Raw genomic sequence first — 11,674 nt, 5'->3', positions numbered from 1 at the left:
CTAGTTGTGCGGCGCGAGGTCGCGGGTTGTCGTGCGCTCATTCGGGTTCGGAGGAACCGGGCTGCCCGGTCCAGCGCGGCGTCGCCCTCGTCGAGGATGGCGGCGAAGGCGAAGAAACTCGGCTGAAAGCGTGGGTGCGGGCGAAGGGGTGGCTGACAGGACTGTGAAAGCTGACTGCGCGTCGCCCTCAGTGAGAAGTTGAGGACGACGCGCAGGGGGCGAACGTCTCAGCGGAACGCGGCGATGTTGCGGGTGGCCCAGTCGGCGAAGGGGCGCGGGGCGCGGCCGAGGATCCGCTGGACGTCCGGGCTCACGCGCAGCTCGGCCGGGCTCGGGGAGCTGAGGATGTCCAGGGTGTCGTCGGCGAGCTCCGCCGGCATGCTCTGGGCCATGGCGGCCTTGGCCTCGGCGCGGGTGAGGTCGTGAAACCGCACCGGCGAGCCCAGCGCGTCGGCGATGGCCTCCGTCTGCTGGCGCGGTGTGATCACCTCCGGGCCGGTCAGTTCGTACACGCCGCCGGTGTGCTGGTCATCCAGCAGGCAAGCCGCCGCGACTTCGGCGATGTCCGCCGGGTCGATGATCGGCACCCCGACGTCGCCGAAGGGCGCGGCGACGGTCTGCCGTGTGCGGACGGATTCGGCCCACCACAGGGCGTTGGAGGCGAAGCCGCCCGGTCGCAGGATGGTCCAGTCAAGGCCGGACTCCCGCAGCACGTCCTCCACCGCGCGCATGCCGATCCGCGTCGAGCCGTGCGGTCTGGTCGCCACGCCCTGGGAGGTTTGCAGGACGATCCGGCGGACCCCGCTGGCCGCGGCGTGTCCGATGATGTCGCCCGGGGTGGCTCCGGCGGCGTGCAGGTCGCCGGGCAGCAGCAGGAACAGCGCCTTCGCTCCGGCCAGCGCCGGCTCAAGGCTGGCGGGGTCGGCCAGATCGGCCGTCACGTGGCGGACGCCGTCCGGTATCGCCGCCGCGTGCCGCGACACCGCCGTCACCTGCTGGCCCGCGTCGGCCAGCGCCCGCGTCAACGTCCTGCCCACATTCCCGGTAGCCCCGGTCACCACGATCATGATCAGCTCCTTGTTGATGTCCTCTGTGGCCATGACGCTAGGAGCCGGGCTAAATCCTGGTAAGGACATACCTCTCGGTAAGCTCATGACATGGCGGAAGGCGCGCAGCTCACACAGGCCGAGACGGAGCAGCGGTATGAGGTGTTTCACACCGACTGCCCCGCGCGCGATGTGGTCGACCACGTGACCAGCCGGTGGGGGATCTGGGTGCTGATCTCCTTGCGGGGCAACGACCTCCGGTTTTTCGAGCTGCGCGACGGCATCCGGGGCATCAGCGAGAAGATGCTCGCCCAGACCCTGCGCGCGCTGGTCCAGGACGGCCTGGTCTGGCGGGAGGTCGAGCCGACGACACCGCCTCAGGTCACCTACGGGCTGACCGAGTTCGGCCGGGACCTCGGTGAACCGCTGACGGACCTGTTCGACCGGATCACCCGGCGGCTTTCGCCGCGCAGCGCGGGATAGCGCGCCGTCGACTGGTTGGTTCTCCGCCGATGCTCCAGACTGGTGATCTGCGCGCCCGACGTCACGCGATGCCGCCGCAGCGGCCGCCGAGAGTCACAGGAGCAGCGATGCAACGACGTCGGTTGATTCAGCTGGGCGTGTCCCTCGTGGGTGGCGCGCTGCTGGCAGGGTGCGATGGCCGAACCCCTACCGACGCCACGAGCACCGGCGGAAGCAGTCGTGCCGGTGGCAGTCCCGATGCGCGCACGTGGTCGATGCCGGACGAGGGCGAGCCGCACCAGCGGACGTGGATGGCGTTCGGGGTCAGCGACCGGATCTGGGAACCGGCCCAGGTGCCCGTGATACGCCAGAACCTTGCGGCCATCGCCACGGCCGTCGCGCGGTTCGAGCCGGTGTCGATGCTGGTGCGCCCAGAAGAGTTGGACGTGGCGCGCGGACTGGTCGCCGGCGCCAATGTCGAGTTGATCGCCGCCCCCATCGACGACCTGTGGATGCGCGACACCGGGCCGGTGTTCGTCAAGGGCGCCGGTGGCAGGGCCGGGGTCGACTTCAACTTCAACGGCTGGGGCGGGAAACAGGACCATGCCAGCGACGCCAAGGTCGCGCAGTTCGTCTCCGGTCGCGCAGGCGTGCAGACCGTGCGTGCCGGCCTGGTGCTCGAGGGAGGTGGCATCGAGGTCGACGGAGAGGGCACCGCCATCATCACCGAAAGCTGTGTGCTCAACGGCAATCGCAACCCTGGATTGTCCAAACGGGACGCCGAGACCGCGCTCGCAGACCTGCTCGGACTGAAGAAGGTCATCTGGCTGCCCGGTATCGCCGGGCGCGACATCACCGACGGACACACCGACTTCTACGCCCGCTTCGCCCGCCCAGGTGTCGTCGTCGCCGGGCTCGACACCGATCCGAAGTCCTACGACCACGATGTCACCGAACGCCACCTCGCAATCCTGAAGGCCGCGACCGATGCGCGCGGCCGGCCGCTCCATGTCGAGGTGATCGCGGGTCCGACCCGCGGCCGGTCCGAGTTCGCCGGCAAGGACTTCGCGGCAGGTTACATCAACTTCTACGTGTGCAACGGCGCCGTCATCGCCCCGGAGTTCGGTGACCCCGAGGCCGATGCCGCCGCCCGCGCCACCCTCGAACGTCTCTTCCCCGGCCGGCAGGTCGTGCAGATCAACATCGACGGCATCGCCTCGGGTGGCGGTGGCATCCACTGCACCACCCAGCAGGAACCGACTTAGATCCTCGGTCACCAGCGTTCGGCACGGCTGGGCCACCCAAGGGGATCGCTGACGGGACACGCCTTGGGGTGAGTTCTCGCGGTCCAGGTGGCGAGGCCCGTCGACTCAGCTTGACGGTGGTCCGGCCTAAGTCCTGTGGCACCGTCCACGATGTAACTTCCTGGCTCCCCGGCGACGCTGATGGCATCGCGATACTGGAGGAGACCAGCGAATGACCAGCTATCAGTGGCCCGGAGCCGATTCCGGGGCCACGGTCCTGCGTTCCCGCAGGACCTGGGGAATCACGGTGGCCGCGGTGCTCGCCGCGACGCTTGGCGTGGCCGGATGCTCGTCGGGCAGCACGCCGACGGGTCAGAAGGCCGCCGCGCCCAACGGGGGCGACGCCGGCAAGGAGTACAGGCCCACCGGGCCGTTGATGGTGGACACCGGGTTCCGCCCGGACAAGGACGGGTTCGGGTTCCAGAACTACGGCAACGAGGCCGGGATCACGAACCTCACCCCGGACGAGATGCGCAAGCTGTTCGGGGACAAGATCTGCGCCGACGCGGCGGCCGGCAAGTGCGACCTGACACCGCAGGCCCAGCTGTGGATGGAGGAGCAGAACGCCGGGATGAACGGCGGGCACTGCTACGGCATGTCGGTGGCCAGCCTGTTGCTGTGGAAGAAGAAGATGAACGCCGCCGACCTCGGCGGTCAGTCCACACTGGAACTGGTCAAGGACAACGCCGCGACGCAGAAGGCGATCGCTTACACCTTCGTGCACCAGGCCCTGCCGTCGGTGAAGCAGGGCACGGTGAAGGGGACGCCGAACGAGATCGTCGACCGGCTGCTCAAGGAGCTGAAGCCGGACAACCCGGAGACCTGGACGATCGGGTTCTACAAGCGGGACGGCAGCGGCGGGCACGCGGTCACGCCGTACGCGGTCGAGGACAACGGCAACGGCAAGGCCGAGATCCTCATCTACGACAACAACTTCCCCAAGACCGTGCAGCGCATCGAGGTCGACCGCAAGGCCAACACCTGGAAGTACACCACGGCGGCGAACCCCAACGACCCGGCCGAGACCTACGAGGGTGACGCGTCGACCCCGCCGATCGAACTGCTCCCGGCCAACCCCGGGTTGCCGGAGCAGCCGTTCCCCCTTGCCGGCGCGGGGGGATCAGGCGGTGGCGGGTCCAACTCGGGGACTCCGTTCCTCGCGGCGAAGCCGGACGGCAGCATTCCCTCCGAGGTCTTCCTCGAGGCCGACCCGCGCAACCACGGTCACCTGCTGATCACCGACTCCGCGGGGCACCGCACCGGCTTTGTCAACGGCAAGCTGGTCAACGAGATCCCGGGCGCCACGGCCGAGGCTCGGTTGATGGGTGACTGGGACGCGAGCCCCGAGCCGGTCTACACCATCCCGGCGGGTGTGCACTTCAAGATCGCCCTCGACGGCAAGGACATGAAGTCGAAGGACAAGGAGACGGTGGGGATCATCGGGGCCACCTTCGACCTCGCGGTGGAGGACATCAACCTCAACCCCGGTGAGCAGGACGTCATCGACCCGTCGAGCGACAACGGCGGCCTGACCTACACCGCGAGCAAGGCGCAGTCGCCCACCATCACGTTCGGGGCGACGGATCCCCACTCGTACTACACGTTCACCGTCCAGAACGCGGCGGTCGGGGACAACGGCTCGATCGGAGCCCACCTGGCACCGCCCGGCCAGCCGTTCACGGTGGACGCCTCGAAGGCCGGCGCGAAGGGCGGCTACACGATCAACGTGGAGCGCGAGGACGACAAGGGCGTCCGCCTGTTCAAGCGCCAGGGCATCGCGCTCGAGTCGGGCGACACTGCGGCGTTCGACTACAGCGGTTGGGACGGCGGCGGGCAGACGATCGCGTTGGCCGTCACCCACCAGGGGAAGAAGACGACGCAGAACCTCACCACCGAGTGAGGTTGTGAGGTTGTGAGGCTTGGAAGGTAGGGAGGCGGGGCATGCCCCGCCTCCCTTACTGTCGAAGCCTCGGTAATTCGTTGGGTGGTTGGCGCCGGCACCGAGTTGACGGAGAAGCTCGGCGGCCGGGACCCATGCCCGTGCGGCTCCGGGCGGAGGTTTCCGCCGTTGCTGCCGGGCCGAGGGCCGATACGACGGCGTGCTCGGCGACTACTACGTCCGCGATTGAGTGGAGAAGGTCGCTGAGCACTCGGCCGCGATGGCCTGGTGACGAACCCGAGGGCGAGCGTTCGCATGACGAATGCTCGCCCTCGGGTTCGTCATTGGTTGGGCCACCGCCACCTGGAGGGCCTCGCCGCGCGGGTCATGGGTGGCGACTTCCACGGCGACGAGCGCGTCGCCGGCCCCAAACGGCGGAGCTGCCGCTCTCGCATTCTTCCTGAATTGGTGCGAATTGCAATTTTGCATACACCAAAATCGGCGTTGATGCGGTGTTAACAAGGTTGGGGTTCTCGTGAACCCGACTTCCGGGAGTAGGCTGCCGCGTGTCATCGTCCACGGGATTTCACGGAGTGCGGATTGCCGGCGATTCGCCTTTGGTATCCGATTCGGGTGCTGAGGGGAATCGCAGGTGATCGTGATCAATGCGCCGGTATTGGACATTCCTGAAGCTCGCTGTGCTCGTTCATGGGGGTTTGGTGATGGTTTGTGAACCGCGGCGGTCTGCGGCGCGTGACGACGCACGACGCGCGTCACACCGCGGCCGACGACTGCCGGCGTGGGGTGTGTTGGCCGCGGTGACGGTCGCCGTCAGCGGGGGAGTGTGTGGCGCCGGACAGGCGACCGCGGACTCGGCCGGGGCGACGTTGCGCTACACGTGCACGCTGTCGTCGTTCCCCGGTCAGGCGATGACGGCGCAGTTGGCGTGGGACGCGCCAGCCACGGTGCTGGTCGGCCAGGCCGCCCCCACGGTCACGGTCACCGCAACGGCGACGGTCGGCCCCACCGTTACCTGGGCGCTCGGACTGGTCGGCGCGGCGACCGTCGCGGGCAGTGTGGACGCGCCCGGTGTGGTGGCGGCGCCCGAAGGAAACATCGGGGCCGCGGTGCGGATGATCGTGCCGCGGACCGCTGTCCCGGCGTCAGGTCCGATGGCCGTCCACGCGGCCGGAACGACACCGGGGCTCGTCTTCCATCAGCCCGGCCACGCCACGGTCACCGTGGGCAATGACCTGGCCCTGCATTTCAGCCCGCGGGATGCCGGCGGCAATCCGACGGTGACCGGCGAAGTCGACCTGTCCTGCACGCTGGATCCCGGACAGAACGCCGTCGTGTTCTCGTTCACGATCACGCCGGCACCTGTGGCGGCCCCGCCAGTCGGCCCGGCCACGTCTCCGGCGAGGAGCCCCACCGGCACCGGGACGCGGGAGACGGCAACACTCAGCTCGAGCGGTTCCTCTTTGTCCGCAACGGATTCCACCGCACCGAGCACGTCGGTGTCGGGCAGCGCACAGTCAACCGCGACCGCCGCTGCGACGCCGACCGCGGAGCGGGCGAAGATCGGTGACCTGGCCGCCACCTCTGCCGCCTTCCTGGCTGCGGGAGCCGGCGTGGCCGCTTGTGTCTGGTGGCTGATGCGCCGTCGCCGGCGCCATGTGTCGGGGCGCTGAACCATGCGGCGCATGGCGTGCGGGAGTGGTTCGAAGCGCGGCAGGGCGCGCGGTTGATGGGCGACGAGGTAGATCGGTCGGGGACCCGCAACGTGATGAGCGGGGACGTGTCGGGGGCGTTCGTCCAAGCCCGCGAGATCGGCCACGTCGTGATTGTCGCCCCTCCCTCCGCGCCGTCGGCAAGGCTGGCCGCGGCCGCTGACCGACTTGCCGGGGACGTGGGCGCCTTCTGGCGGGACGAGCAGCAGCGGCGGCAGATCCACGATCCGCGCCCGCTGCGGGTGCGGTGGCGGCCTGCGGCAACGAAGCTGACCGACCACTGGGAGAGCGTCGTCCAGCGGAAGGCCGGCGAGGGCGGCCCGCCGGAGGTGAGCGGAGACCTTGACCAGGTCGCCGACGTGTATCGGCGGATACCCTCGCAGCGGCTGGTGGTGCTGGGCCGGGCGGGTTCGGGCAAGACCGTGGTGGCTGTGCGGTTGGCGCTGGATCTGTTGGCCGCTCGCACCCCCAACACGCGCGTTCCCGTGGTCGTCAGCCTGGCGACGTGGAACCCCGCCGAGACCTTGCAGGACTGGCTGGTCAGTCACCTGATCCGGGACCATCCCTGGCTGGCCGAGACCGGCTCCGACACGCGGACATCGGCCGCCGAGCTGGTCAGACACGGATGGATCCTGCCCGTTCTGGACGGCTTCGACGAGATCGCCCTTGGTCTGCACCCCGCGGCGCTGCGGCAGCTGTCGGCCGACATGCCGCTCGTGTTGACCAGCCGTGCCAAGGAGTACGCCGCCGCCGTTGACGGAACACGGGGTGTGCACCGAGCCGCTGTGATCGAGTTGACCGATCTGGCCCTGGACGAGGTGAAGGACTACCTGCGGCTGGCCACCCCGAGACTCGCCGTCACCTCGGACGCGTCAACCGTCTCCGACACCGCCATGACCCGGTGGGATCCGGTCCTGGGTCGGTTGAGCCTCGCCCCGCACGACCCTGCCGCCGCCAACCTCGTCGCCGTGCTGACCACCCCTCTCATGGTGGCCCTCGCCCGCACGATCTACAGCGACGCCACGGACCGCGACCCCGCGACGCTGCTGGACATCACGCGGTTCGGCACCGTCGAGGAACTCCAGGACCATCTGCTGAGCAGCCTCGTCCCGTCGGTTTACGGAGCGCGGCCAGGCGGCCAGGACCCCCGGCGTTCCCCGGCTTGGAATCCCGAACAGGCACACCGTTGGCTCAGCCTGCTGGCTGCGCATCTGGATCTCCTCAACAGCCGCGACCTGGCCTGGTGGGAGATGGGCACCAGCCTGAGCCGGTGGTCGCGCACCTTGGTGATCTCGGTGCAGGCCGTACTGGTGTTCGCTGGTGTCACCGGCGTCGGCAACATCCCCGTCGACCTGATCGGCACGCCGCTCGGGCTGGGATTCGCCCTGCGTCGAGGGCTGGTGGTGGGAGCGCTGCACGGGCTGGTCGGCGGGCTAGCGTTCGGCCTGCTGTACTGGTTCGCCGACAGCCGCAATTCGCTGAAGCCCTCGCCGGTGCGCATCCGGCTGAGAGGCGGCAAGCGGCAGCTGAGGGCCCGGTTCACCACCCGGCTCAAGATCGGCGTCACTATCGGGTTCGTGTTGGGTCTGGCAGTGGTGCTGATGGACAGGCTCGTGGTCGCCGGGCTCGGCCTCGACGACGGACTCGGGGGCGGGTTGCTGTCGGCGATCGGGTTCGCGCCCGAGGTTGGCCTCGGGGTGGGGGTCGTGCTCGGGCTGATGGCCTGGCTGGAGGCCCCCATCGAGATCGACGACGCCGTCAGCCCCGCCGGTCTGTTGACCGTGAACCGCATCAACGTGATCGTTCACATGCTCGTCTGGGCGGTTGTGTTCGGACTTGAGGGCTGGTTGGTCAGTGGCTTCACCGTCGGCCCGTTGCGCAGCCTGGAAACCGGGCTGGTGTTCGGGCTCGAAGCCGCCTTCGCCGGCGGACTGGGCTACGGACTGAGCCTGACCGCCTGGGGGCAGTGGGTGGCCCTCGCGCGGATCTGGTTGCCCCTGACCCGAAGACTGCCCTGGAGACTGATCGCCTTCCTCGACGACGCCTGCCAACGAGGTGCACTCCGCCAGGCGGGCGCGGTCTATCAGTTTCGCCACGCCCAACTCCAAGACCACCTCGCCAAGCGTCTCCGCTGATGGGCTGAGGCCGCGACGTCGAACCCGTGTCGAGCGACGTCGGCCTCGCTCGGGTCGCGATCAGCCGACGGCGAGGATGATCGTTTCCGGGGTGGGCGCCCGGCCCGTCGCCCGTCGTTCGAGCAGCGTGACATCGGCCGCGAAGGACCGGAACACGTTGCCGAGGCCGCCGGCCTGCGCTTCCGACTCGGCGGCAAGGCACAGCGCGGCGAGGCGGATACCGGCCGCGCTGTCCGCCGTGATCGGCACCTGCCGCAGGAAGATCGGCACGGCGGTGTCCGCGAGGCGGTCGGCCACCCTGACGACCCAGGGTGGAGGAACGCTGTTGAGTCGCAGGTAGCGATCGAACAAGTCGGTTCGGGCCTGGTGCAGGTAGTCCGTCATCGAGGCCAGGCGGGCGACGAAACCGACCCTCGCGGGATCGGACACACCGACGAGGGCCTGGGCGAGCACGGACTCGAAGCGGCTCTGGTCGCCCGAGTCGAGAGCTCGGCTGAGCGCGCGTGACAGCGTCCGCCCCAAAGCCCGGTCCAGCGCCGGGTCGAGGGCGTGGCCCAGCGCGTTCCTCATGGCGTGGTTGAGGGCGTTGGCGAGGTCGAAAAGGCTCGTGTGCTCGGTGTGGAGCGTGTCCGCGAGTTGGATGACCCGGTCGAGGTCGCGATCGCGTTCCCTGAGGCGGTCGAGTCGCACGCTCTTGGCGTGCCGGACGGCGAGGTCGAAGGCCTTGAGCAGAACCCCGGTGCGGTCGGCGTCGAGCGCGTCGCCCAGATCCAGATCGCCTTGGCGCGGGCGATCGAGGGTGAGGGCGCGGAGGGCGACGATAGATCGCAGGAGCAGCAGTCGGAACGCCACTGAGCCCTCTGTACTCACGTCGCCGGCGACCTGCTCGGCGACCACCGCCATGTCGATCCAGTGCGGGCGGAGGCTCGACACCGGTGTCCACAGCTGGGGGCTCGCGCTGTCGTGGCCGGGCTGGATCCAGGCGCTCAGCGGGGCAGTCGCGCCGCGCGCCGCGGTGGCGAGCGCGTCTCGAGCGCCAGAATCGTCGAGCTCGGACCGGGTCGGCAGTCGATAGACGCGGTCGTCCCCGGAGATTCCGTTGACCCACCGCGTGAACGCGACCGCGTCCTGTGCCCAGACGCCGGTGACGGGCTCCGTCGTGCCAGGTGCTGGCGGCCGCTCTCCGTCCAGGGCGCGCGCGTCGGCGGACTGGTCGGTGGCCTGGAGGAACAGCCGATAGACGGCGGTGGAGATCGGCCTGGCACACAGTCGCGTCGTCTCGCCGACGGGCATCGACAGGCTGAGGTGGCGGGACACGATGACCCGGCTCATGAGGTGGCGCAGCTCCGGATCGGCGTCCAGATCGAACGCCGACTCCAACAAGCGGTCGAGTTTGGCGCGCACGTCGTCGGCGATGTCGACGGTCCGCTGTTCGGCGCACTCGAACGCCAACGTGAGAGCCGCGACGGTGCGGGATTCGAGGCAGGCCAGGATGATCGGATCCGCGGTCGAGCACGCGGCGTGGACCAGCGTGGTTTCGCGCCACCACGGATCGTCGACCGCCGTGGACAGCGCGCCGACAAGTCCCTTGGCCTGTATGTGAGTTGCGGCCAGATACTCCTGGATCGTGTGGTGGCTGAAGGAGTACAGGTCGTTCTCGCGTTCGATCAGCAGACCGTTGGAGCCGACGTCGGCGAGGAAGCCCTCCGCGGTCAACTCGCGCGAGACCCTGCGCAGCGCGGGCCGGACGGCGGCGAGGACCGCTGCCCGGTCGAAGTCCCGGACGCGCCGCGACATCATCGTGAACGCCAGCCCGCCGAGCAGCGCCTGTTTCACCTCGCCGCCGAGCGCGGTGGCGAGCGACTTCGCCTCGTGCCGCCGCCACAACACCGCTTGGCAGATCTCCTGATACAGCTCGGCCCTGCTGCCGGGCAGCTCGTGCCGGTCCCGGTGCACATTGACGATCATGGTGAGCAGCAACGGATTGGCGGTCAGGTCGTACAGAACGGGGCTTTCCCTGAGGCGGTCGAGCAGACCATTGGCGGCGTCCGTCGCGCGTGCCCGTGCGTCCTCGGAGCCGCCGTCGTGCTGTTCGACAGCGCGGTACCAGGCGTGCACGAACCGGACGACCTGCTCGGGAGTGAAGGCGCACACCTGAAGCACGGTCGCGCCGTCGATCCTCGCGGACCGGTAGCCGTGCGGCCGCGAGGTGATCACGAAGTCGTTGCGCGGGTATCGCCTGACCTGGCGTTCCACCCAGTCCGCGACGGCCCGCCGGTCATCCTGGCTGGCGACCTCGTCGAGCCCGTCCAGCAGCACGACGCAGTCGCCGTTGTCGAGATGGCTCTCGAACCATCCCGCCGGTTCGTCGGCGGGGTCTCGGATGAGTGCGTTGCGGACGAGTTCGGTCAGGCCGATGGTGTTGTCCGCCAAGATCTCGGTCACGTGGTCGCGAAGGTAGAGCAGGATCGGCAGCGGCCTGCGCCGCCGCGCGCGGTCGACGCAGAGGCGTCTGGCCGTGTGCCGCAGGAGCGTGGTCTTGCCGCTGCCCGGCACGCCGACGACCGCGAGCACCGTCGGCTTCCGCTGCCCGAGGAACTCCCAGATCGAGCGTCGCCTGGCCGGGTCCGCGTCGTCGCCAGCCAGCAGATCGGCGGGGATCTCGTGCGCTGCCCTCGGCACGAAGGTCAGGTCGACGAAGACCTCGGCCAATTCGGGCGTGTAGAAGCCGACCGTGCTGAGCCCCTTGAGGTCGACGAACCGCAGGGCCGCCAACACCGACTCGCGGTATCGCCGGTCGAAGCGGGACATCCGGCGTCGCAGCGCCTGATCGAGCCGGTCGACGATGCGTTCCCGCCACCGCGCACGCAGGTTTCCGGCGATCTGGCCAAGGAACACCACAGCCGCGAGCGCCGTCTCGTAGCCCAGCAGCAGAAGCGTTGCGAGGACAGGGTGTTGCGCGCCGACGTGCTGCCACCAGGCGACCACGGGCGGTGCGACCGCCGCCCCGAGCAGCCCGACCCGCGCCAACCACTTCCCGGCCTGCGTCATCCGCGCGCCCTCCGCCCGTGACGGATCACGCAGGATGTTACTGCGGCACAGGGTGATCAGGCGGTTT

Annotated in this window: 8 protein-coding genes; 6 read left to right on the top strand and 2 right to left on the bottom strand. The window is 69.3% G+C overall.

Annotated elements, in window-relative coordinates:
* Positions 1–227 precede the first annotated feature (227 nt).
* Complete coding sequence (locus tag F0L68_RS12615; protein WP_149849741.1) at positions 228–1,067, bottom strand: SDR family oxidoreductase; 840 nt, start codon at positions 1,065–1,067, stop codon at positions 228–230.
* A 90-nt stretch (positions 1,068–1,157) separates the two neighbouring features.
* Between F0L68_RS12615 and F0L68_RS12610 the strand changes: the two genes are divergently transcribed.
* The 6 genes from F0L68_RS12610 to F0L68_RS12585 all read left to right on the top strand — a co-directional run bounded on the left by F0L68_RS12610 (position 1,158) and on the right by F0L68_RS12585 (position 8,556).
* Positions 1,158–1,529, top strand: coding sequence for a winged helix-turn-helix transcriptional regulator (locus F0L68_RS12610; RefSeq protein ID WP_149849704.1), 372 nt, complete (start codon positions 1,158–1,160; stop codon positions 1,527–1,529).
* Between the two features lie 146 nt (positions 1,530–1,675).
* On the top strand, positions 1,676–2,773 hold the full coding sequence (locus F0L68_RS12605) for an agmatine deiminase family protein (protein WP_223198730.1): 1,098 nt from the start codon (positions 1,676–1,678) through the stop codon (positions 2,771–2,773).
* Positions 2,774–2,984: 211 nt separating this feature from the next.
* The gene (locus tag F0L68_RS12600) at positions 2,985–4,712 is read left to right on the top strand and encodes a hypothetical protein (RefSeq protein WP_149849703.1); all 1,728 of its coding nucleotides are present in this window, start codon (positions 2,985–2,987) and stop codon (positions 4,710–4,712) included.
* 84 nt (positions 4,713–4,796) lie between these two features.
* Positions 4,797–4,958, top strand: coding sequence for an SEC-C metal-binding domain-containing protein (locus tag F0L68_RS44885; RefSeq protein ID WP_223198729.1), 162 nt, complete (start codon positions 4,797–4,799; stop codon positions 4,956–4,958).
* A 551-nt stretch (positions 4,959–5,509) separates the two neighbouring features.
* Positions 5,510–6,382 (top strand): DUF6801 domain-containing protein, encoded by an 873-nt coding sequence (locus F0L68_RS12590; RefSeq protein ID WP_149849702.1) that lies wholly within the window; start codon positions 5,510–5,512, stop codon positions 6,380–6,382.
* 17 nt (positions 6,383–6,399) lie between these two features.
* Positions 6,400–8,556: an NACHT domain-containing protein gene (locus tag F0L68_RS12585; protein ID WP_149849701.1), complete on the top strand. Its 2,157-nt coding sequence runs from the start codon at positions 6,400–6,402 to the stop codon at positions 8,554–8,556.
* A gap of 60 nt (positions 8,557–8,616) precedes the next feature.
* Here the strand turns inward: F0L68_RS12585 and F0L68_RS12580 are convergent, their stop codons facing one another.
* Entirely contained in the window at positions 8,617–11,607 is a 2,991-nt protein-coding gene (locus tag F0L68_RS12580) for an NACHT domain-containing protein (protein WP_149849700.1), read from the bottom strand.
* Positions 11,608–11,674: the final 67 nt, after the last annotated feature.

It is taken from the genome of Solihabitans fulvus (assembly GCF_008386585.1).
GTDB classification, from domain to species: domain Bacteria; phylum Actinomycetota; class Actinomycetes; order Mycobacteriales; family Pseudonocardiaceae; genus Solihabitans; species Solihabitans fulvus.
This window is presented reverse-complemented; position numbering and strand designations above follow the sequence as displayed.